At 72.4% G+C, this 21,247-nt stretch carries 19 protein-coding genes and 1 pseudogene; 7 read left to right on the top strand and 13 right to left on the bottom strand.

Annotation, left to right across the window (positions count from 1 at the left end; genetic code table 11):
* The first annotated feature begins 17 nt into the window (after positions 1 to 17).
* Positions 18 to 830, top strand: coding sequence for an enoyl-CoA hydratase/isomerase family protein (locus AB0F82_RS19300; RefSeq protein WP_362629056.1), 813 nt, complete (start codon positions 18 to 20; stop codon positions 828 to 830).
* Positions 831 to 908: 78 nt separating this feature from the next.
* Here AB0F82_RS19300 and AB0F82_RS19295 read toward each other — a convergent pair whose 3' ends face one another.
* A complete protein-coding gene (locus AB0F82_RS19295) occupies positions 909 to 1,697 on the bottom strand; it encodes a VOC family protein (RefSeq protein ID WP_356813046.1) in 789 nt (262 codons plus the stop codon).
* Between the two features lie 273 nt (positions 1,698 to 1,970).
* Between AB0F82_RS19295 and AB0F82_RS19290 the strand changes: the two genes are divergently transcribed.
* Positions 1,971 to 2,588, top strand: a complete 618-nt coding sequence (locus AB0F82_RS19290; RefSeq protein WP_356813047.1) for a flavin reductase family protein — start codon at positions 1,971 to 1,973, stop codon at positions 2,586 to 2,588.
* Between the two features lie 69 nt (positions 2,589 to 2,657).
* Here AB0F82_RS19290 and AB0F82_RS19285 read toward each other — a convergent pair whose 3' ends face one another.
* Genes AB0F82_RS19285 through AB0F82_RS19275 form a run of 3 tightly spaced genes read right to left on the bottom strand, consistent with a single transcriptional unit; the run spans position 2,658 to position 5,906 of the window.
* Positions 2,658 to 3,725: a Zn-dependent alcohol dehydrogenase gene (locus AB0F82_RS19285; RefSeq protein WP_362629053.1), complete on the bottom strand. Its 1,068-nt coding sequence runs from the start codon at positions 3,723 to 3,725 to the stop codon at positions 2,658 to 2,660.
* Positions 3,722 to 4,972, bottom strand: a complete 1,251-nt coding sequence (locus AB0F82_RS19280; protein ID WP_362629050.1) for an acyl-CoA dehydrogenase family protein — start codon at positions 4,970 to 4,972, stop codon at positions 3,722 to 3,724. Before AB0F82_RS19280 ends, AB0F82_RS19285 begins: the two co-directional genes overlap by 4 nt.
* A 13-nt stretch (positions 4,973 to 4,985) precedes the next feature.
* The gene (locus AB0F82_RS19275; RefSeq protein ID WP_362629048.1) at positions 4,986 to 5,906 is read right to left on the bottom strand and encodes an SDR family NAD(P)-dependent oxidoreductase; all 921 of its coding nucleotides are present in this window, start codon (positions 5,904 to 5,906) and stop codon (positions 4,986 to 4,988) included.
* A 159-nt stretch (positions 5,907 to 6,065) separates the two neighbouring features.
* On the opposite strand from AB0F82_RS19275, the gene AB0F82_RS19270 reads away from it, so the two are divergent.
* Positions 6,066 to 6,992: a cyclase family protein gene (locus AB0F82_RS19270; RefSeq protein ID WP_362629046.1), complete on the top strand. Its 927-nt coding sequence runs from the start codon at positions 6,066 to 6,068 to the stop codon at positions 6,990 to 6,992.
* Between the two features lie 142 nt (positions 6,993 to 7,134).
* On the top strand, positions 7,135 to 7,854 hold the full coding sequence (locus AB0F82_RS19265; RefSeq protein WP_356813017.1) for a hypothetical protein: 720 nt from the start codon (positions 7,135 to 7,137) through the stop codon (positions 7,852 to 7,854).
* Positions 7,855 to 8,052: 198 nt separating this feature from the next.
* Here AB0F82_RS19265 and AB0F82_RS19260 read toward each other — a convergent pair whose 3' ends face one another.
* The 4 genes from AB0F82_RS19260 to AB0F82_RS19245 all read right to left on the bottom strand — a co-directional run bounded on the left by AB0F82_RS19260 (position 8,053) and on the right by AB0F82_RS19245 (position 12,344).
* Positions 8,053 to 8,556, bottom strand: coding sequence for an ATP-binding protein (locus tag AB0F82_RS19260; protein WP_356813018.1), 504 nt, complete (start codon positions 8,554 to 8,556; stop codon positions 8,053 to 8,055).
* Between the two features lie 400 nt (positions 8,557 to 8,956).
* Entirely contained in the window at positions 8,957 to 9,871 is a 915-nt protein-coding gene (locus AB0F82_RS19255; RefSeq protein ID WP_362629042.1) for an acyl-CoA dehydrogenase family protein, read from the bottom strand.
* Positions 9,872 to 9,876: 5 nt separating this feature from the next.
* Positions 9,877 to 11,034 carry an acyl-CoA dehydrogenase gene (locus AB0F82_RS19250; RefSeq protein WP_356813020.1) on the bottom strand — a complete coding sequence of 386 codons (1,158 nt, stop codon included), beginning with the start codon at positions 11,032 to 11,034 and terminating at the stop codon, positions 9,877 to 9,879.
* The gene (locus AB0F82_RS19245) at positions 11,034 to 12,344 is read right to left on the bottom strand and encodes an amidohydrolase family protein (RefSeq protein WP_362629039.1); all 1,311 of its coding nucleotides are present in this window, start codon (positions 12,342 to 12,344) and stop codon (positions 11,034 to 11,036) included. Before AB0F82_RS19245 ends, AB0F82_RS19250 begins: the two co-directional genes overlap by 1 nt.
* A 180-nt stretch (positions 12,345 to 12,524) precedes the next feature.
* On the opposite strand from AB0F82_RS19245, the gene AB0F82_RS19240 reads away from it, so the two are divergent.
* On the top strand, positions 12,525 to 14,078 hold the full coding sequence (locus AB0F82_RS19240) for a class I adenylate-forming enzyme family protein (protein ID WP_362629037.1): 1,554 nt from the start codon (positions 12,525 to 12,527) through the stop codon (positions 14,076 to 14,078).
* Between the two features lie 356 nt (positions 14,079 to 14,434).
* Here AB0F82_RS19240 and AB0F82_RS19235 read toward each other — a convergent pair whose 3' ends face one another.
* Positions 14,435 to 15,694, bottom strand: coding sequence for a zf-HC2 domain-containing protein (locus AB0F82_RS19235; RefSeq protein WP_362629034.1), 1,260 nt, complete (start codon positions 15,692 to 15,694; stop codon positions 14,435 to 14,437).
* Entirely contained in the window at positions 15,691 to 16,269 is a 579-nt protein-coding gene (locus tag AB0F82_RS19230) for a sigma-70 family RNA polymerase sigma factor (RefSeq protein ID WP_030855644.1), read from the bottom strand. The genes AB0F82_RS19235 and AB0F82_RS19230 overlap by 4 nt, the downstream gene beginning before the upstream one ends.
* 301 nt (positions 16,270 to 16,570) lie before the next feature.
* Here AB0F82_RS19230 and AB0F82_RS19225 point away from each other — a divergent pair, with 301 nt between their 5' ends.
* The gene (locus AB0F82_RS19225) at positions 16,571 to 17,089 is read left to right on the top strand and encodes an EF-hand domain-containing protein (RefSeq protein ID WP_356815082.1); all 519 of its coding nucleotides are present in this window, start codon (positions 16,571 to 16,573) and stop codon (positions 17,087 to 17,089) included.
* 355 nt (positions 17,090 to 17,444) lie between these two features.
* On the opposite strand, the gene purU is transcribed toward AB0F82_RS19225, so the two are convergent.
* Together purU and AB0F82_RS19215 are read right to left on the bottom strand one after the other, a co-directional pair.
* Positions 17,445 to 18,329, bottom strand: coding sequence for a formyltetrahydrofolate deformylase (purU, locus tag AB0F82_RS19220; protein WP_356815083.1), 885 nt, complete (start codon positions 18,327 to 18,329; stop codon positions 17,445 to 17,447).
* A gap of 14 nt (positions 18,330 to 18,343) precedes the next feature.
* Entirely contained in the window at positions 18,344 to 18,790 is a 447-nt protein-coding gene (locus AB0F82_RS19215) for an SCO4402 family protein (protein WP_030902465.1), read from the bottom strand.
* A 196-nt stretch (positions 18,791 to 18,986) separates the two neighbouring features.
* On the opposite strand from AB0F82_RS19215, the gene AB0F82_RS19210 reads away from it, so the two are divergent.
* Positions 18,987 to 20,282: an ABC transporter substrate-binding protein gene (locus AB0F82_RS19210; protein WP_362629029.1), complete on the top strand. Its 1,296-nt coding sequence runs from the start codon at positions 18,987 to 18,989 to the stop codon at positions 20,280 to 20,282.
* A 22-nt stretch (positions 20,283 to 20,304) separates the two neighbouring features.
* Here the strand turns inward: AB0F82_RS19210 and AB0F82_RS19205 are convergent.
* Positions 20,305 to 21,247, bottom strand: a pseudogene (locus tag AB0F82_RS19205) (hypothetical protein); the annotation flags it as partial.

The raw sequence follows: 21,247 nt of genomic DNA, 5'->3' as shown, positions 1-21,247 counted from the left end.
CGAACGGGAGTTTTCACATGATCGGCGCCCCCGAGGACGACGTCCTGCACCGCACCGAGAACAACGTCTCCTGGATCACCCTCAACCGCCCCGACGCCATGAACGCCGTCACCCGGGCCCAGCGCGAACGCGTCATCACGCTGCTCACCGACGCCTCCGCCGACCCCGCGGTCCGAGCGGTCGTCCTCACCGCCACCGGCAAGGGCTTCTGCGCCGGCGCCGATCTGCGCGGCGGCCCCGCCACCGGCCCCACCGGCGGCGACCGCGTCGCCGGCGACGTGGCCCGCATGATCCGCCTCGGCGCGCAGCGCCTGATCACCGCGGTCCTCGACTGCGAGAAGCCCGTGCTCGCCGCCGTCAACGGCACGGCCGCCGGCATCGGTTCGCACCTCGCCCTCGCCTGCGACCTCGTCATCGCCGCCGAGGGGGCCCGCTTCATCGAGGTGTTCGTGCGCCGCGGCCTGGTCCCCGACGGCGGCGGCGCGTACCTGCTGCCCCGCCTGGTCGGCCCGCAGAAGGCCAAGGAGCTGATGTTCTTCGGCGACGCCGTCCCGGCGGCCGAGGCCGCACGGCTCGGCCTGGTCAACAAGGTGGTTCCGGCCGAGGAGCTCCAGGCCGCCGCCCGGGAGTGGGCCGAGCGGCTCGCCCAGGGCCCCACACGGGCCCTCGCCATGACGAAGCAGCTGGTCAACGCCTCGCTGGACGGCGACCGGGCGGCCGCGCTGGCCGCCGAGGCCACCGCTCAGGAGATCAACATGACCACGGCCGACGCGAACGAGGGCGTGGCGAGCTTCGTGGAGCGCCGCACGCCCAAGTACCTCGGCCGATGATCAGAGCCCGTCGCCGGGCGGCCCAGGGGGTGTCTTGCCGATCAGGCCCGCGCGCCCGGCCTGATCGGCAAGACCCCCCTACATCCGCGGGTCGGGCTTCAGCAGCGCGAACACCGCGCCGGCGGGGTCCGCGAGCCAGCCGATCCGCCCGACGTCCGGCACGTCGGCGGCCGGCATGAGAACGGACCCGCCGTTCTCCCGGGCGCGGGCGATGGTGGCGTCGACGTCCGCCACGTGGAAGTAGGGGACCCAGCGCGCCTCCTGGCCGTCGCCCGCACCCTCGCCGAGCGGGGCGACCCCGCCGAAGGAGGCGTCCTCCTGGTCGCCGTCGGCGGTGCTCAGGACCCGGTAGGTCATCCCGGGCGACTGCATCTCGGCCTGCCGCCACCCGAACAGTGCGGCGTAGAAGGCGATGTCCGCCACCGGGTCCGGTACGTGCAGCTCCGCCCACACCAGGGTGTTCTCGGCGGAGGCCACCCCGAAGCCGGCGGTGTTCCCGGGCTGCCAGCAGGCGAACTCGGCCCCCTGCGGGTCGGTGAACTGCGCCAGCCACCCCTCTCCCATGACGTCCATGGGCTCCGTCCGCACCGTCCCGCCGCCGGCCCGGACGGCCTCCGTGGTGGCCTGGATGTCGGGGGTCATGAAGTGGTGCATCCAGGCCGACCGGGCCCCCTCCTCTGTGAGCGGTCCCAGCGCGGCGACGGTCTTGCCGTCCTGCCGGAAGAAGCCGTACCCGCCGGCCTCGGGGCCGGCGGAGACGAACTCCCAGCCGAAGACGGCCCCGTAGAACGCGGCGGCCGCGTCGGTGTCGGGGCTGCCGAGGTCGAGCCAGTTGGGTGATCCGGTACGGAAGTCGGTGCCGAGCATGGTCTCTCCCGGGGTACGGCGGCGGTAGGGGGTCACTGCCACGATGCCGAGCCTCCTCCCCCGAGCGGGTGTACGGGCCCGGCCACCCGCCCGGTTTCACCCGTGCGGGTGCGGCGCCGCGCCGGTGCGGCGCAGGATCCGCAGCTCCCCGGCGTTGGGGTGCCGATCAGCCGGCACACCTGCCCGCGTCCCGTACCGGAGGTCCTGCCCGCACCGGGCTTCCAATCTGACGAACCGTCAGCTTCAATCGGAGGTGTGATGGGACATGCAGGGATGGCGGCCACCGTCGTCCGGTACCTCAGGTCAGTCGGCTCCCCGACCTCCGCCTCGGCGCAGCGGGAACCCGAGTCCGTCGACGCCCTGCCGCGTCCCGACCTGCGGGCAGTCGGCGAGCACGAGCGCGCGCCGGTCAGCCCCGCCGAATTCCGAGCGGTACTGGGGAACTTCGCGAGCGGGGTCACGGTCATCACCGCGCCTCCCGGGCAGGACGAGGACGGGCCGGCCGGCTTCGCCTGCCAGTCCTTCGCCTCGCTGTCCCTGGACCCGCCCCTGGTCACCTTCATGGTGGCCCGTACGTCCACGACCTGGCCCCGGATCGCCCGCGCCGGGGTGTTCTGCGTCAACATCCTCGGGGCCGAACAGGGCGAGCTGTGCCGGTCCTTCGCCGTCAGCGGCGCGGACAAGTTCTCCGGGGTGACCCACACCCCGGCCCCCGTCACCGGATCGCCGCAGCTCGACGCCGTGCCCGCCTGGATCGACTGCCGGATCCACGCCGTCCACACCGGCGGCGACCACCTCATCGTCGTGGGCCGGGTCGTGGCCATGGGCGCGGCCGGAGAGGGCGATCCGCTCCTCTTCCACAAGGGCCGCTTCGGCCGCCTCGCCGACTGAGCGACTGCCGAACGGCCAACTGCCGGTCCACCCGCTGGGAGCGGACCGGCAGTCGTCGTGTCGGACGGGTCAGAAGGTGAGCACCCCGCGTGCCACCCGCCCGTGGTGGGCGTCGTCGACGGCCTTGGCGAAGTCCTCGACCGGGTAGACCTCCGTCACCAGCTCGTCCAGCAGCAGCCTGCCCTGGCGGTAGAGCTCCGCGTACAGCGCGATGTCGCGCTGGGGACGCGAGGACCCGTACCGGCAGCCCATGATCGTCTTGTCGAGGTACACGGACGAGACGAGGAAGGACGCCTCCTCCTCGAAGCCCGGCACCCCCAGCAGCACCGCCTGGCCGTGCCGGTCGAGGAGGTCTACGGCCTGACGGATCAGCTTGACGTTGCCCACGCACTCAAAGGCGTGGTCGGCACCGGTCGGCAGGATCTCGCGGACCGCCGCCGACGAGTCGGCCACCGCGGAGGTGTCGATGAAGTGCGTTGCCCCGAACTGCCGGGCCACCGCCTCCTTCGCCGGGTTCGCGTCGACCGCCACGATCGTCGTGGCGCCCGCGATCCGGGCGCCCTGGAGCACGTTCAGCCCGATGCCGCCGGTGCCGATGACGACCACCGTCTCGCCGTTGTCGACGCGGGCCCGGTTGAGGACCGCCCCCACCCCGGTCAGGACCCCGCAGCCGATGAGCGCCGCCGACGTGAGGGGGATGTCGGCCGGGATCTTCACCGCCTGCACGGCCTTGACGACCGTCCGCTCGGCGAAGGCGGAATTCGAGGCGAACTGGAAGAGCGGCTTGCCGCCCCGGGAGAACGGCTGCCCCGGCATCCCGATCGCCTTGCGGCACATCGTCGGCCGGCCCCGGTCGCAGTCCGCGCACGCCCCGCAGTTGGCCAGCGTGGACAGCGACACGTGATCGCCGGGCGCCACGTGCGTAACGCCCTCGCCGACGGCCTCCACGACTCCCGCGCCCTCGTGCCCCAGCACCACCGGCGGCGGGAACGGGATCGTCCCGTCCATCACCGACAGGTCGCTGTGGCACAGCCCCGCCGCCCCGATCGCGACCAGCACCTCCCCCGGCCCCGGATCCCGGATCTCCAGGTCGTCGACCACCCGGGCCTGCTTGCCGTCGAACACGACGCCTCTCACCTGGACTCCTTGGGCAGGCCGAGCACGCGCTCGGCGATGATGTTGCGCTGGATCTCGTCCGAACCGCCGTAGATCGTGTCGGCGCGGGTGAACAGGAACAGGCGCTGCTCCTCGTCGAGTCCGAGCTCGTACGGCAGCTCCGGCGCCCACGCCGCCGGCCCGGCCGCGGCCGCAGCCCCCCGGACCTCCACCGCCAGCTCCCCGAGCCGCCGGTGCCACCCGCCCCAGAGCAGCTTGGCCACGCTCGGCGCGCCCGGATCCCCGTGCGCGCCCAGGGTCCGCAGCGCGTTCCACCGCATGGTGCGCAGCTCGGCCCACTGCCGCACGAGCCCGTCGCGGACCACCGGGTCGGCCGACGCCCCCGGAGCGGCCCCCGGGGCCGCCCCCGACACCGCCCCCGACACCGCCGTCGAAGCCGCGTACAGCGCGAGGACCCGTTCCAATTCGGCCGCGAAGCCGATCTGCTGGACCAGCGTGGAAACCCCGCGCTCCAGGGCGAGCAGGCCGATGGCCACGGTCCAGCCGTCGCCCTCCCCGCCCACGACTTCCGCCGCCACCGCCCCGTCGAAGAACACCTCGTTGAACTCCGAGGTCCCCGACATCTGCCGGATCGGCCGGATCTCCACGCGGCCCGGCTGGTCCATCCGTACGAGCAGGAAGGACAGTCCCCGGTGGCGCCGCGAGCCGGGCTCGGTGCGGGCCAGTACGAAGCACCAGTCGGCGTCGCGGGCGAGGGAGGTCCAGATCTTCTGCCCGGTGACGCGGAAGAGCCCGTCGGCCGGGTCGCGCACCGCGGCCGTGCGGATGCCCGCGAGGTCGGAGCCGGCGCCAGGCTCGCTGTAGCCCTGGCACCACAGCTCCTCGCCGCGCGCGATGGCGGGCAGGAAGCGGCGCTGCTGCTCCTGACTGCCGTAGGCGATGAGGGTGGGCGCGAGGAGGTTCTCCCCGATGTGCCCGACCCGGCCGGGCGCGCGCAGCGCCGCGTACTCCTCGGCCCACACCACCTGGCCGGTCAGCGAGAGCCGCCGCTGCCCGTACGCACCGGCCGGGGCCTCCCAGCCCTGTCCGATCCAGCCGCCGCGCCCCAGCTCCCGCTCCCACGCCCGCCGGGCCTCCACTCCCTCGTGCTCGCTGCCCGGCCCGCCGAGGCCGGCGGCCTGCGCGTACGGGCCCACGAGGCGCTCCGCCAGCCACGCCCGGGCCCGGGTGCGCAGCTCCTCGTCCTCGGCCCCGAAGCTGAAGTCCACGCCGCTCCCCCCGTCAGGCGTTGGGGCGGTCCTTGGCGGCCGCCGCCTTGGCCATGGCCTCCAGCTGCGCCAGCATCGGCATCGGGTCGGTGCCGACCGTCCCGGGCAGGAAGTCGGCGATCTTCTCCGGGGTCCAGGAGCCCTCGGCGTATCCGGCGCGCAGCTCGCGCGGCTGCGCCCACACGGCGATCTTCGGGCCGGCGATCGTGTAGACCTGCCCGGTGATCCGCTCGCCGCCGGCGGCCACGGCCTTGTCGGAGAGGAGGTAGGTGACGAGCGCCGCGACGTCCTCGGGCTCGCCGATCTCCTTGAGCTCCATGGGGACGCCCGCGGACATGCGGGTGCGTGCGACGGGTGCGACGGCGTTGGCGGTGACTCCGTACTTGGCCAGGCCGAGTGCGGCGGAGCGGACGAGCGAGATGATCCCGCCCTTGGCGGCGCTGTAGTTGGCCTGGGCGACCGAGCCCTGGTGGTTGCCGCTGGTGAAGCCGATCAGGGTGCCCGATCCCTGGCGGCGCATGACGGCGGAGGCGGCGCGGAAGACGGTGAAGGTGCCCTTGAGGTGGGTGGCGACCACCGGGTCCCACTCCTCCTCGGACATGTTGAACAGCATCCGCTCGCGCAGGATGCCGGCCACGCAGACGACGCCGTCGATGCGGCCGTACCGGGCGAGCGCGGTGTCGACGATGCGCTGGCCGCCCGCCATGGTGGAGATGTCGTCGGCGACGGCGACTGCCTCCCCTCCGGCGGCCTGGATCTCCTTCACGACGCCGTCGGCGATCTCGCTCGTGGGCTCTCCGCCCTCGATGCCGACGCCGTAGTCGTTGACGACGACCTTGGCGCCCTCGGCGGCCGCGGCGAGTGCCACGGCCCGTCCGATGCCCCGGCCGGCGCCGGTGACGGCGACGGCCTTGCCTGCCAAGAAGTTCCCCACGTCGGCCCCTTCCCGCGTTTTCTGACGGACCGTTAGATTCTATGGGTAGTCAGATGTACCTGCACAAGCCCCCGTTGCCGCATCGACATCCGCATCCACACCCGCATACGCATACGCATACGCATCCATCCGCATCCACGCGAGGAGCCGTCGACGCCGATGACCCTGCCCGCCGAGTTCCACGACATCGCCAAGCGCGTCAACAACTGGGGACGCTGGGGCGCCGACGACGAGATCGGCACCCTGAACCTGATCACCGACGAGGTCGTACGGAGTGCGGCCGCGGAGATCCGCAGCGGTCGCCGCATCCCCCTGGCACTGCCCCTCAAGGAGGACGGCGTCCAGGTCGGCATGATCCCCGGCCGGATCAACCCGCTGCACACGATGGTGCAGATCAACCAGGAGCTCTTCGGTCCGGGCACGGTGGCGTGCAGCGACGACGCCGTCAGCATGGGCCTCCAGGCGGGCACCCACTGGGACGCCCTCACCCACGTCTCACACTCGGGCCGGATCTACAATGGCCGTCCCGCCGGCACCATCACCGCGCACGGCCGGGCCGAGTTCAGCGGCATCGACAAGGCCACCCCCATCGTCTCGCGCGGGGTGCTCCTCGACGTGGCCCGCGCGAAGGGCCTGGACCGCCTGCCGGGCGACCACGCGGTGACCCCGGCGGACCTGGCGCAGGCCGAGGAGTTCGGCCGGGTCACCGTCCGCGCCGGTGACATCGTCCTGGTCCGCACCGGCCAGTTCCAGGTCTACCTCGCGGGCGACAAGCACGGATACGGCTTCCCGTCCCCCGGGCTGTCCGTCCGTACGCCGGAGTGGTTCCACGCGCGGGACGTGGCGGCCGTCGCCAACGACACCCTGACCTTCGAGATCTTCCCGCCGGAGATCGAGAACCTGTGGCTGCCGGTCCACGCCCTCGACCTCGTGGAGATGGGCATGCACCAGGGCCAGAACTGGGACCTCGAAAAACTGTCCACAGCCTGTGCAGAAGAGAACCGTTACGCCTTCTTCCTCTCCGCCATGCCCGAGCCCTTCGTGGGCGGCACCGGCACCCCAGTGGCCCCGGTGGCCATCCTCTGAGACCCGTCCGCGCAGGTGGCGAGGGGTGGGACCACCCCGGGGGCCCGGGCGCCACGCCGGGTGGAACCATGTTGTGTCCATGACGCGTCACCGTTCTCGCGTCACCCCCCGCTCCTCACCACCCTCAGCACTGGAGAAGCGCATGACCAACCCGTACCAGGCGTCCCCGCCCCCGCAGCCGCCGCCCTTCACCCCGGGAGCCCCGCAGCGGCGCGGGAGCAACAAGTTCGTCCCCTTCCTGGTCCTGGCCCTGGTCGTCGGCGGCGCCTACGGCGCCTCCAAGGTGCTGGGCGCCGACGACGGCAAGTCGTCCACGTCCACCTCCGCCACCGCTTCGCCCTCCGCCAAGCCCACGGCGAAGGACCCCGGGTCCCCCGAGTCCTCCTCCGACACCTCCAGCGCGTGGAAGGTCGGCGACTGCGGCGGCCCCGACCCGTCCAAGGGCGCCGACGCGTACAAGCGGACCGGCTGCTCCGACGCCGGGGCCACCTTCAAGGCCATCGACATCAAGGAAGCCAGCATCCTGCCGGGCTCGATCCAGTGCCCGCCGGGCACCGACGTGATGATCGAGGTGAGCATCTCCTACAACGGCGGCAAGTCGAGCGGCATCCCCACCAACACCGTCTGCGGCCGCAACGTGTCCAACGACCACCCCGGCGACGCGGGCGCCGGCGGCGGCCAGCTCGTCAAGGGCGACTGCGTGACCTCCCAGGCCAAGGAGGTCCCCTGCGGCGGCTCGGGCGCACTCAAGGTCCTCGGCCTGGTCAAGACGAAGGAAGAGTGCCCCTCCGGCACCACCGACCCCATTCGGCTGACCATGTCGGTGGGCCGCCCCTACGACGTGATCTGCACCGACGGCTGACCTGCGCACCGACGGCCGGCCTGCGCCCCGCCACCCGCCCAGAGATGCGGGTGGCGGCGGCGCGCATGCACGCCCCGAGCGCGGCACGGCAGCCGCCACCCCGCGACCCGCACTCGTCAAGGCGTGTCCTTGGCGTCCCCTCGCGTCGAATCGCTCCACACCAGGGTGATCAACAGGTGACGAACCGTCAACACCTCGTTAGAGGTACACGCGCGGTTCCCGCACGGGAGTGTGAACTTCCGACGTGCAGCACGAGGCGTCCGCCGAGGCACCGCTCGCCGAGGCACCGCTCGTCGCAGCGTCCGACTCCGCCTTCCGCGCGCGGTCGATCTCGCACCAGATCCGCTTGCCCGCGCCCTCGCGCTGCCAGCCCCACCGGTCGGCCAGGCCGTCCACCAGCTCCAGGCCGCGCCCGCCCGTGTCCTCTCCGCAGGCCTGCCGGCGGGCCGGCGCCCGGTCGCTCGCGTCGGCCACCTCGACCCGCACCCCCGGCCCCCCGAGCAGCATGCGCAGCACGGCCGGACAGCCCGTGTGCACGACCGCGTTCGTGACCAGTTCGGAGATCAGCAGGATCAGTGTCTCGGCGAGCGGCTCGTCGTCCCCTATGCCGGACCCCGCCAGCCGGGACCGCGCCCACCGGCGGGCCCGGCCGACCTCGGCGGGATCCGCGCCTACCTCCAGCTGAACCTGAAGCACCTGCACCGCTCACACCATCCGAACCGGCGGACACTTCGCCTCGCGACGGGGCGGGATCACCGAACGTGACCCCCTTGCGTAGCAGCATGGTTGACGTACAGTCACCACAACAAGCGCTTCGGGCATATTCCCGCGCGAAGGAGTAGGCGTGGTGCATACTGTGCGACGCTCACGCCGCTCAACCGCTCGCATTCGTGGGAGCGTACCGGAGTAGGCCCCTGACTCCGGGCCGTAATGCCGCGGGCGAAGGACACAAAGCGATATCAACTCTCTGTAATCGGACATGCGTCCCGCGTCGTTGATCCCGCACCCCCACCAGCACCCCTCCCGCCCCACCCGTCACACCGAGCCGCCCGGCCACCGCGGCACGGCGGGCAACCGGGCGCCGGACGGGCCACCGGGCGGGTCACCCTGCAGCAGGCGGGCCCCCCGCCGAGTCCAGCAGCTCCGCCGCCAGCAGCTCCTCCGCCTCCGCCGCCGTCCGCCACTGCTCGGCCCGCACCCACGCCCGCTTCAGGTGCAGGTGCACGTCCGCCTCCCATGTGAAGCCCATCCCGCCGTGCACCTGAAGGCAGTCCCGGGCATTGTGGACGGCGGCCTCGTCCGCCAGCAGCTTCGCCGCGGCCACCTCTCCCGCCCCGCCCGTCACCGCCGCCGCGTACACCGCCGTACGGGCCACCTCCGCCCGCACCAGCATCTGCGCGCACAGGTGCTTGACCGCCTGGAACGCCCCGATCGGCTGCCCGAACTGCTCGCGCTCGCCCGCGTACCGCACCGCCAGCTCCACCGTCCGCAGTGCGCTCCCGACCTGGAGCGCGGCCGTCAGCAGCGCCCCCTCCGGCACGTACGGGCCGACGTCGCCGCGCCGCGGGACCCGGTGCAGCGGTGTCAGCGGGTCCGCCGCTCGCACCGGCTCTCCGTCCGGCAGCTCCGCCGCGCCGAGCACCGCGTCCGCCTCGCCCAGGTGGGCGACCAGGTCACCGCCCAGGTCGAAGGCGGTCACCACGGCCGTTCCCGCCGCGGCCCCCGGCACCACCCCGGCCGCCAGGTGCGTCGCCACCAGCGGCCCCGGCACCAGGGCCCGCCCGGCCTCCTCGAAGACGAGCACCGCCTCCGGCAACCCCAGCCCCACACCGCCCTCGCACTCCGGCAGCCGCAGCGCGAAGAAGCCCGCCCCGCCCAGCTCCCGCCACAACCCGCGGTCCACGGCGACGCCCGTGTCCACCGAGGCGCGCAGCGCCTCCCGCCCGTACCGGCCCTCCAGCAGGCCCCGTACGCCCGCCCGCAGGGCCCGCTGGTCCTCCGTCGGCTGGAAGTCCACCCCGCTCACCGCCCCTTCGGGAGGCCGAGGATCCGCTCGGCGACGATGTTCCGCTGGATCTGCGAGGTACCCGCCGCGATCGTGTACGAGAGGGAGGAGAGCCGGTCCAGGGTCCACTCCTCCTCCAGGGACAGCGACGCGGCCCCCAGGACCTCCGCCGCCGTGTCGTACAGCTCCTGGCGGGCGTGCGAGTAGGCCAGCTTGAAGACCGAGCCGCCGATGCCGGGGACCCCGCCCGCCGACCGCTCCGCCTCGCTCACGTTCCACTGGGTCAGCCGCCACAGCGCGCCGAACTCCCCGTACAGCCGGCCCAGCCGGCGCCGCAGCGCCGGGTCGTCCCAGCGGCCGTTCGCCTTCGCCGTACGGGCCAGCTCGCCCAGGGTGCGGCGGCAGGCGACGACCTCGCCGACGAAGGCGGTGCCCCGCTCGAAGGACAGGGTGACCATGGTGACGCGCCAGCCGTCGTTCTCCGCGCCGATCCGGTCGGCGACCGGGACCCGCACCTCGTCGAGGAACACCTCGGCGAACTCCGTCGACCCGGCGAGCGTGCGCAGCGGCCGTACGGTCACCCCCGGCGCGTCCATCGGCATGGCCAGCCAGGAGATCCCGCGGTGCTTGGGGGCCTCGGGATCGGTGCGCACGAGCAGTTCGCACCAGTCGGCGACCTCGGCGTGCGAAGTCCAGATCTTCGACCCGGTGACCACGTAGTCGTCGCCGTCGCGGACCGCGCGCGTCCGCAGGGAGGCCAGATCGGAGCCTGCGCCCGGCTCGCTGAACCCCTGGCACCACACCTCGTCGCCGCGCAGTACGGGCGGCAGCCAGCGCGCCCGCTGCGCGGCCGTGCCCTCGGCGGCGATGGTCGGGCCGGCGTGCAGCAGCCCGACGAAATTCGCGCCGACGTAGGGCGCGCCGGCGCGCTCGGTCTCCTCCAGGAAGATCAGGTGCTGGGTCGGGGTGGCGCCGCGGCCGCCCGCGTCCACGGGCCAGTGCAGGCCGGCGTACCCGGCCTCGTACAGCCTGCGCTGCCAGCCCAGGTCGTAGGCGCGCCGGCCCGGCCAGTCGTCCGGGGACGGCCGGGCGGGCAGCTCGGGGAGGGTCTTGGCGAGCCACTCGCGCAGCCGCGCCCGGAAGTCCCGCTCCTCGTCGGTGTACGTCAGGTCCATCAGCGGCCCGCGCCCTTGTTCCGGCCCCGGTCCCAGTCCCTGTCCCGGTCCCGGCCCCTGTCCCGGTCCCGGTCCCGGTCCCTGTCCCGGTCCCGGTCCCGGTCCCGGTCCCTGTCCTTGTCCATGTCGAGGCCGAGGCCGAGCATGCGGATGGCGTTGCCGCGCATCAGCTTGTAGACCGTCTCCTCGTCCAGCCCCCGCACGTGGTCGAGGGCGACCTCCTTGGTGTGCGGGAAGGTCGAGTCCACGTGCGGGTAGTCGGTCTCGAAGGTCGCGTTGTCGCGGCCGACGACGTCGAGCGAGGCGATGCCGTGCTTGTCGCGGAAGAAGCAGCAGAACATCTGCCGGTAGTAGTACGTCGACGGCGGCTCGGGAATCAGGTCGCGCACCCCGCCCCAGGCCCGGTGCTCCTCCCACACGTCGTCCGCGCGCTCCAGGGCGTAGGGGATCCAGCCCATCTGCCCTTCGCTGTAAGCAAGCTTGAGCGTCGGGAACTTCACGAGCACTCCGCTGAAGAGGAAGTCCATCATCGAGGCCATCGCGTTGTTGAAGCTGAGCGACGCCTGCACGGCGGGCGGCGCGTCCGGGGAGGCCGCGGGCATCTGCGAGCTGGACCCGATGTGCATGTTGACCACCGTGCCCGTCTCCTGGCAGACGGCGAAGAAGGGGTCCCAGTAGCCGGAGTGGATCGACGGCAGCCCCAGGTGGGTCGGGATCTCCGAGAAGGTCACGGCGCGCACTCCGCGGGCCGCGTTGCGCCGGATCTCGGCCACCGCCAGGTCGATGTCCCACAGCGGAATGATGCACAGCGGGATCAGCCGGCCGCCGCTGTCACCGCACCACTCCTCCACCATCCAGTCGTTGTAGGCGCGCACGCAGGCGAGGGCGACCTCCTTGTCGTGCGCCTCGGCGAAGGTCTGCCCGCAAAAGCGCGGGAAGGTCGGGAAGCACAGGGAGGCCTCGACGTGGTTGAGGTCCATGTCGGCGAGGCGCGCCTTGGGGTCCCAGCATCCCTTTCGCATCTCCTCACGGGTGATCCCCTCCAGCGTCATGTCGTCGCGGTCGAAGCCGACGGCGGCGATGTTGCGCTTGTACGGGAACTTCAGGTCCTCGTAGATCCACCAGTCGGTCGGCGGGCCGTCCGGATCCATGGAGATCACGTACTTGCCGCCCGTGTACTGGAGCTCACCGATGCCCGCCGTGAGCGCCTTGGGACCGCGGTCGCGGTACTTGGCGGGCAGCCAGACGTCGAACAGGTGCGCGGGCTCGATCACATGGTCGTCGACGCTGATGATTCGAGGCAGTTCCATGGGCTCCCCAATCCGGTGCGAATCCCGTGTCAATTCCGTGCCGATCCCATGCCGATCTGATGGATCGTCAGAAACAAGCTAGCCCCGCCACCCCTGGACCGACAAGCGTCGGCGCTCTACGCTCTGCGCCAGATCTGACTAAGCGTCAGTTATTGGCGGACGGCCGAAGAGAGGTCTGGGATGACGGACACCGCGACCGCGACAGAACTGAGCCGCTCCCGCACCCTGTGGGAACTCGTCACCCGCCGGGCCGCACTCACCCCGGACACCACCGTCCTGATCGAAGCGGCCGAAGACCCCGCCGCCGACCGCACGCTCACCTTCGGCGAACTGCGCGACCGCTCCGAACGCGTCGCCGCAGGCCTGTACGACATGGGCGTACGCCCCGGCACCGTCGTCGCCTGGCAGCTCCCCACCCGCATCGAGACCGTACTGCTCTCCGTCGCCCTCGCCCGGATCGGCGCCGTCCAGACCCCGGTCATCCCCTTCTACCGCGATCGCGAGGTCGGCTTCGCACTCCGCGAGGCCAAGGCCGACTTCTTCGCGACACCCGGGGTCTGGCGGGGCCACGACCACGGCGCAATGGCCCGGCGGCTCGGCGCCCGCGGCGTCTTCGAGGCCTACGCCTCCCTCCCCGACGGCGACCCGGCCGTACTGCCCCCGCCGCCCGCCTCCGGCACCGACGTCCGCTGGATCTACTGGACCTCCGGCACCACCTCCGACCCCAAGGGCGTCCTGCACACCGACCGCTCCCTCATCGCCGGCGGCTCCTGCCTCGCGCACGCCCTGCACCTGACCCCGTCCGACGTCGGCTCGATGGCCTTCCCCTACGCCCACATAGCCGGCCCGGACTACACCGTGATGCTGCTGCTCTACGGCTTCCCCGCGGTCCTCTTCGAGAAGTTCGCGATGCCGGACGCCCTCGACGGCTACCGCCGCCACGGGGTCACCGTCGCCGGCGGATCCACCGCCTTCTACTCCATGTTCCTCACGGAACAGCGCAAGGCCCCCGACGTCCCCCTCATCCCCACCCTCCGCCTCCTCGCGGGCGGCGGCGCCCCGAAACCCCCCGAGATCTACCACGCGGTGGTCCGCGAACTCGGCTGCCAGCTCACCCACGGCTACGGCATGACCGAAGTCCCCATGATCACCATGGGCACCCCGGACGACACCGCCGAGAACCTCGCCACCACCGAGGGCCGCCCCCCGGAGGGCATGTCCATCCGCATCACCACCCCCGACGGCACCCCTCTCCCTCCGGACACCGACGGCGAGGTACGCCTGCGCGGCGAGGCGGTCTGCCAGGGCTACCTGAGCCCGGACCAGTCGGCCGAGGTCTTCGACCACGACGGCTACCTGATCACCGGCGACCTCGGCCACCTGACCCGGGACGGCTACCTGGTCCTCACCGGCCGCAGCAAGGACGTCATCATCCGCAAGGGCGAGAACATCTCCGCCAAGGAGATCGAGGACCTCCTCCACCGCCTCCCGGGCGTCGCGGACGCAGCGGTCATCGGCCTCCCGGACCAGACCCGCGGCGAACGCGTCTGCGCGGTGATCGAACAACCCGAGGGTGCCGCCCCCCTCACCCTCCCCCAACTCACCGCCTACCTCCGCACGGAGGGCCTGGCCACCCACAAACTCCCGGAACAACTGGAACTCCTGACCCCCCTCCCCCGCAATGAGGCCCTGCGCAAGGTCCTGAAATACAAACTGCGCGAGCGCTACGCGTAGGGGGCGGGGGGGCGGGGGCGGGGCGGTGGCTTCGGGAGGTCGGGAGCCACCGGGGCGGCGACGGGAAGGACGCGGGGGCCTCGGAGGTCGGGAGCCACCCTTGCCCCTCTGCGCCTCCGTCCGGGCGTCTCCCGCCCCTCGGGTCCCCCGCGCCTTCCGACCCCGTCCGAGCGGCTCCCGCCCCCCGAAGCCCCCACCTCTTTCCGGCTACCGACCGAGCGGCTCCCGCCTCCGAAGCCACCCCTCACCCTGCCGACACCGGCCCGCGACCCCCGCCTGGCGGTGGAGCCGCGTGGGTGGAGGCGCCGCGTGCGGAGATGCCCGTACCGGCCGTAGCCCCGCCCCGCCCCCGCCCCCTACAGCCGGCTCAGGGAGGCCGCCGCGAACAGGACGTCGCGGATCGCCTCGCGGTCGCCGTGCTGGCCGACCGCCGCGTCCTCCGGCGAGATGTGGCCGGCCGCCAGCTGACAGAACTCGATGCCGTCCAGGGCGATCTCCGCCACCGTGCGTTCCACCGACGGCTTCGCCCCCGGCGAGTCCAGCGCGATGTCCCAGCCGCCACCACCCGCGCCCTCGATCTCCAGGTGCAGGGTCCGCCCCGGCGCTCCCGCGGCGACCAGGCCACGCGCCGGGGCGGCCAGGCCCGCGCGTCGCCGCTGCGCGAGCGCGCCCGGCAGCAGCCGGGCCGCCAGGTCGATCATCCGGTGCAGGTGCGGCCCGGACGGCGGCTCGTACGGGTAGTCCACCGCGTCCGCGATGTCCCACGCGTGCACCCAGCACTCGAAGGCCCGCTCCAGGAAGGCGTCACCGAGCGGCAGTGCGAAGCCGCCGTAGTCCACGGCGAGTTCGGCGACGCCGCGGCCCGCGAAGGACACCGTACGGACCAGCGTGTGGCCCTGTTCCCGCCACGGCTCGCGCACCAGGCGGGTCGCCGGATACGACGACGCGCCCCAGAAGTACTCGGTCCGTACGGTCGGGCCGCCCGGCGGCGCGTCCGACCCCAGCGGGTCGTCCAGCCCGAGCGCGGTGGCGATCAGCCCGTCGACCGTCAGGAGGTGACCGATCACGCCGGCCACCGTGGTCCGCTGTGACCGGCGCCGTTCCTCCTCGAACCACTTCAGGCGTACCGGGGTGTGCCACTCGGAGTCGCCGAAGTCCTGGAGCAGGGCGTCGAGCCGCGCGGTCTCGGTGTCGTACGGGCTCGCCCAGGCCGGTATCGGAATGCGGGCCGGCCGCTTGCCGAGGCAGTCCTCCAGCACGCGCGAGCGCAGCAGCGGTTTGAGGTCGAGGGTCTCCTCCGGGTGCAGCAGTCCGACCGCGTCGCGCAGCCGGAGCGCCTCCTCCGCGCAGGGCGCGCACTCGGTGAGGTGGTCCTCCACCGCGCGGGTCTCCTCGGCCGAGCAGGCGGCCAGCGCCCACGCGCCGAGCAGGGACTTGAGCACGGCGTGCGAGGGCGGCGGGGACGGCGGCGCTTCCGGCAGCGACAACGACAACGGCAGCGGCCGCGGCGCGTGTTGCGGGTCGAGGTCGTCGGCGGGCCCGCGCGGGCCCGGTATCCGTGCCTGGCCGCCGGGACGCTCGTATCCGTCGTCGGGCGACTGGGCGGGGCCGTTCATCGGGGTGTTCCGTATTCGCGCGGGCCGTAACCGGACTGGGCGGCGTCCTCCTGCGGGAGGGCGTTGGCGGTCGACAGCAGCTGGAGCCCGAGCCGCAGCCTGCGGCGCGCCTCGTCCTCGCTGATCTGGAGGTCGGCGGCGGCCTGCCGGTAGTCGCGGCGCTTGAAGTACGCGAGTTCCAGCGCGGCGCGCAGCGGCGCGGGCATGGAGGTCACGATGTAGTCCGCGCGGGCGGCGGCGTTGGCGCTGCGCACCTTCTGTTCCAGCTCCTCGCGGGAGCCCCGGCCCAGTTCGGCCTGGCGCAGCCGGGCCACCGCCTGGCCCTGGGTGATCCTGGCGACCCAGGAGCGCATGGAGCCCTGCTTGGGGTCGTAGGCGTCCGGGTTCTCCCAGATGTAGCCGAAGACCTCGCGGGTGATCCGGTCCGCCGCCTTCTCGTCGCCCAGCACGCGGTGCGCCAGGCTGTGCACGAGCGAGGCGAAGCGGTCGTAGAGCTCGCCGAGCGCGGCGGCCTCGCCGCGAGCCAGGCGCTGCTGCATGCGGCGGTCCCAGCGCGGTGGTACGTCCTTCGGCATAAGTGCCCCCAGCCGTGTGTCGACGCATCGAATGTAGTGGGCACCTGGCGGATCGCGCCTGTTTTGGGCGAAGCTCCCCTCGGAAGTGGGCCCTGCGTGATAGGGGCGTTGCAGGGCGTGAACGGTGGTGCGGTCGAGGGCACATAGGTACACGCGTACGCGCCCCGCCGCGCTCCCCGTGCGCGGGTTCGATGCGGCCGCCTGCTTGACCGCTTCGCTTAACGTGCAGGCCAACTAGGCCTTACGCTCCTGCCTTGTCTTGATCTGAACCCCACGCACACGTGAAGGTGGAACGCCGCATATGGACAGCTCAGAATACGAGCGCAAGATCGCCGCCCGATTCGCCACCTTCGACCAGGACGGGTCCGGCTTCATCGACCGGGAGGACTTCAGCGCGGCCGCGAAGGCCGTCCTGGCCGAATTCGGTACCGCCGCACGGTCGGAGAAGGGCCAGGCCGTCTTCGGCGGCGCCGAGGCGTTCTGGCAGGGAATGGCCGGGATCGCGGACGTCGACGGGGACCAGCGGGTGTCCCGCGAGGAGTTCATCACCGGGGCGGCCAAGCGGCTGCGCGACAACCCGCAGCGGTTCGCGGAGATCGCGCGTCCGTTCCTGCGGGCCGTGATCGCGGTGGCGGACGAGGACGGCCTCGGCGCGACGCCGCCGGCTGCGGCCCGGGTGCTGCGCGTCCTCGGCACGGCGCCCGAGCTGGCCGAGCAGGTGGCGCTGGCCCTCGACCCCGACGGCGACGGCCGCATCTCCGAGGACGAGATCCTGGCCGCCTTCGCGGGGTACTGCGGGGTGGAAGCCCCGGACGCGTAACGCCTGCGGGGAGCTCGCGAGTACCGGACCGCCGACCGCCCGATGCCCCCGTGGCCCCGGCGCCCCGCCGCCCGCCGCCCCGCACAGGTGTCAGGCAGGGCTCCACGGGCAGGTGCGCCTGTTTCGCCGGCCATCGAGGCGCGGGGATCCGGGGGCGACGCCCCCGGCGCCCGGCCCGCGCCACGGCCGGCCGATCCGACGCGGGAGTGCGCGCGCCGGGTCCGCACGTGAAGGCGCCCGCCCGCCAGGCGCCGTACGTCCGCGCCCCCGCGCCAGGCGCCGTGCGTCAGGCCCCGTGCGTCAGGCGCCGTGCGTCAGGCCCGTGCGCCACGTCCCCTGCGTCACGTCCCGTGCGTCAGGCGAAGACCACCGTGCGGGAGCCGTTCAGCAGTACGCGGTGCTCGCTGTGCCACTTCACCGCGCGCGCGAGCGCCTGGCACTCCACGTCGCGTCCGACCGCCACCAGCTGGTCCGGGGTGACCTCGTGGCCGACCCTCTCGACCTCCTGCTCGATGATCGGCCCCTCGTCGAGGTCGGCCGTCACGTAGTGCGCGGTGGCGCCGATCAGCTTCACACCGCGCGCGTGCGCCTGGTGGTACGGCTTCGCGCCCTTGAAACTCGGCAGGAACGAGTGGTGGATGTTGATGATCCGCCCGCTCAGCTCCTTGCAGAGGTTGTCGGACAGCACCTGCATGTACCGCGCCAGCACCACCAGCTCGACGTTCTCGGCGCGTACGAGTTCCAGCAGCTGCGCCTCGGCCTGGGCCTTGGTGTCCTTCGTCACCGGGATGTGCACGAACGGCACGTCGTACGAGGCGACCAGCTCGGCGAAGTCGGTGTGGTTGGAGACCACGGCCGCGATCTCGACCGGCAGGGCCCCGATCCGCGAGCGGAACAGCAGGTCGTTGAGGCAGTGCCCGAACTTGGACACCATCAGGATGATCCGCATGCGCTCCTCGGAGCGGTGGATCTCCCAGTCCATCTTGAAGGACTCGCCGATGGCGGCGAAGCTCGCCCGCAGCTTCTCCACCGTCACCGCAGACTCGGCCTCGAAGTGCACCCGCATGAAGAACAGCCCGGTCTCCCGGTCTCCGAACTGCTGGCTGTCCACGATGTTGCAGCCGGTCATGAACAAGTAGCTCGACACGGCGTGCACGATGCCCTGCTTGTCGGGGCAGGACACGGTCAGGACGTACTGGGGCTGCTGCTGGGCCTGGGCCTCGTTGTGCGGGTCGCTCATGACCGCACAGCCTTTCACACCGCGCGGGTGAGGATCTTCAACACTTCCAGCGAGGTGGGCCGTACGTCCGGATCGTCCCCGTCGGCCTGCGCGAGCCGTACGTGCGCCTCGCGCGCGGCGCGGACCGCCTCGGGCCACGCGTGGTGTTCCAGGTAGACGGAGACCGGGGCGTCGGGGCCGACCTGGTGGAGGATCCGGAGCACGCGCAGCACGGCGAGGTCGACGAGGGCCGCTTCCTGCGAGTCGCGGAAGATCGTGCCGACGTACTTCTCCGCCGACCAGCTGTCGAGCCACGTGTCCTCGACGAGCCGGTACACGGCGTCGGTGACGTCGCCGTACCCTTCGTCGCCGGCCAGCCAGGTGTCCTCGTGGAACGCCGGATCGGAAAGCATGTGCAGCGCCGAGCGCACATTGCTGCGCCAGCGCCACCACGGCATGTCGTTCAGGGGCATGCCGCCCATGGTGGAGGAGCGGCCGCCGCGTTTGGAAGAGTTCTTCGAACCTTGGGCGAATGTCACGCTTTCGATCGTACGTTCCCGTTCGGTGCGATCTTGAAGCGCCTGCAAGGGATCGCGCCCCCGTAATTCACCCCGCCGTCACCGAATGTTGTGTCCATCTCACTCAACAGTTATCTGTGGGGCGGAATGGTGCATGGACATGACCATCTCGCGACGTGCAGCATCCCTCTCGCGCACTTTCGTGGCCACGGCGATGGGTGCCTGCCTCGTGGCCGGGTGCGGGACGCTTCCCGGGGGCTCGGGGGGCTCCGGGGGAACGATCACCGTCATGACCTTCGCGCCGGAAGAGACCAAGGCCACGAACATGCCGGGCATGACCGGAATGGCCAAGGCCTACGAGCGCTGGGTGAACGCCAAGGGCGGCATCAACGGTCACAGGCTCCGCGTGCTGACCTGCAACGAGAAGAACACGCCCAGCGGCGCCGCCGACTGCGCCCGCAAGGCCGTCGCCGAGAAGGCCGTCGCCGTCGTCGGCTCCTACAGCCAGCACGGACGCGCCTTCATGGCCCCGCTGGAGGCGGAGGGCATCCCGTTCATCGGCGGCTACGGAGTCTCCTCCGAGGAGTTCCAGTCCCCGCTCTCCTACCCCGTCAACGGCGGCCAGCCCGTCCTGATCGCCGGCGCCGGCCACCAGCTGAGCCGCGCCTGCACCCAGGTGGCCCTGGTCCGCCCCGACACCCTCGCGGGCGACACCCTGCCGGTCCTGCTCAACGCGGGACTGCGCGCCAACAAGATGGCCGACGCATCCGACATCCGGGCCGCGGAGGACTCCGCCGACTTCAAGCCGCAGGCCGGCGAGGCCATCGCGCACACCACCGGCAACGGCAAGGAGAAGGACAGGGACAAGGACAAGGGCTGTGTCACCGCGGTCCTCGGCGAGCGCACCGAGACGTTCTTCGACGCCTTCCGCCGCACCGAGCCGCAGCGCCAGAAGCCGCAGATCTCCTCCGTGCTGGGCAGCGTCAGCCAGTCCCTGGTGGACCGCACGGGCGGACGTGAGAGCCCCTTCGAGGGCGCGTACCTCACGAGCTGGTACCCGGTGGCCTCCGATCCGCTCTGGGAGCCGATGCGCAAGGTCGTCACCGACTTCGCCTTCGGCGACGACACCGTCGACCCCGACGACAGCGGGGCGCAGACCACCTGGATCGCGTACACGGTGCTCGGCGAGATCGTGAAGCGCTTCGACGAGGACGAGAGCATCGACGCACGCAAGATCAAGCGGTCGCTGAACGAGTCCCAGCCCGTGACGACCGGCGGCCTCACCCCGGACCTGAGCTGGCGCTACCAGGACATGAGGGCCGTCGCGGGCTTCCCCCGCATCGTCAACGGCCGGGTCACCTTCCAGGTCGTCCAGTCCGGGCGGCTCGTGGCGCAGCCGGGTGAGCAGCCCCTGGACATGACGCCGACCCTGGTGCAGGCCCCGCGCACGGCCTGACGGGTGCGGGCGGCCTCTCGGGTCAGAGTTGGGACTTGTCGCGCTTGGTGAGTCCGTACTTGGCCGCGATCGTGTTCCACATGGTCGCGGCCGACTCCTTGGCCTTGGTCGCCTCGCCGCTCGACTTGTTGCCGTCGGAGGCGTTCTTGGTGGCCTTGGCCTTGCCGTCCTTGCACTTGTCTGCGTCCACGTCGTCCGCCCAGGCGGCGTAGCTGTTGTCGGCGTCCGCCGAGGCCTGCCAGGCCTTGGTCAGGGCGGCGGACAGCCTGGCGTGGTCGGGGAGCTTGTCGACCTTCAACTCCTGCAGGCGGGTGATCATTTCCTCGCGCTGGCGGGCCGCGTCACGCAGGTCCGAGGACGCCTGGTCGAGGTTGGAGCAGCCCTTGATGTCCTCCACGGCCTTGATCACCGAGGCCCGGCTGTCGTTGCTGTCCGCCAGGAGCTTGTCCAGCTGGACCGCCTGCGGGCGGGCCGGGTCGACCGGGGCCTCGCCGGCGGGCGCGGCGGAGCCGCCGCTCGCGGTCGGCGCGGCGGGGACGGCGCCGGGGTCGTTGTTCTGGGGCTTGCCGTCGCCGAGCAACGAGCCGACGCCGAGGCCGATGACGGCGAGGCCGATGACGACGGCGCCGATGATCGCGGGCGAGACCTTGCGGGACGGCTCCGCCGGTGGGGGCGGGGGTGGGGCGTACTGCTGCGGGTGCGGGTGCGGGTGCTGCTGCGGGTGGTGGGGGCGCTGCGGGGGGCGGCCGCGCAGGACGGGCTCCTGCACGGGCGGCAGGTGCTGGGTGTGACCGGCGGCGTCGTCGTCGCCGCGGAAGAGGCCGTCGAAGCCGTCGACGCCGGAGGCGGCGGGGGCCGGGCCCGCGGGGACGGGCGGGATGTACTGCGTCGCGGCCTCGTCGTGCCCAGGGGTTGCCGGGACGGGCGGGATGTACTGCGTCGCGGCCTCGTCGTGCCCAGGGGCC

The organism is Streptomyces virginiae (assembly GCF_040638905.1).
GTDB classification, from domain to species: Bacteria; Actinomycetota; Actinomycetes; order Streptomycetales; family Streptomycetaceae; genus Streptomyces; species Streptomyces virginiae_B.
This window is presented reverse-complemented; position numbering and strand designations above follow the sequence as displayed.